Genomic DNA, 371 nt, shown 5'->3' on the forward strand with positions numbered 1-371 from the left:
GCAGATGTACCCGAACCCTGTGGGAGCTGGCTTGCCAGCGATGGCGGCCTGACAGCCGACCAATCTCTTGCTGATGTACCCAATCCAATTGTGGGAGCTGGCCTGCCAGCGATGGCGGAGTGTCAGCCAACATCAGCGAGCAGGCTCGCTCCCACAGGGGGATGTGCTACCTCAGGGGGATCAGCCGTGCGGCTAAGGTTTTGGTATGGCGACGTTATCCAGCATCCGGTTTGCGGCCAGTTCGGCCAGCATGACGATCTGTTGAATGGCCATCGCCTTGTGCCGATGCGGGCCTTCCAGATAGTCCGCGAAGTCGCTCGCCATCACGCTGGCCTGGGCCAATGACTCGCAGGTGTGGGCCAGCAGGTCTT

General features: G+C 61.5%; 1 protein-coding gene. It reads right to left on the minus strand.

Translation table 11 applies throughout. The features are described from left to right. Positions 1–192 precede the first annotated feature (192 nt). Positions 193–371 (minus strand): DUF6124 family protein (locus K0F88_RS32445; RefSeq protein WP_257605262.1); only part of this gene is annotated, 179 nt, incomplete at its 5' end.

Source organism: Pseudomonas sp. UMAB-40 (genome assembly GCF_900095275.1).
Lineage (GTDB): Bacteria > Pseudomonadota > Gammaproteobacteria > Pseudomonadales > Pseudomonadaceae > Aquipseudomonas > Aquipseudomonas mandelii_B.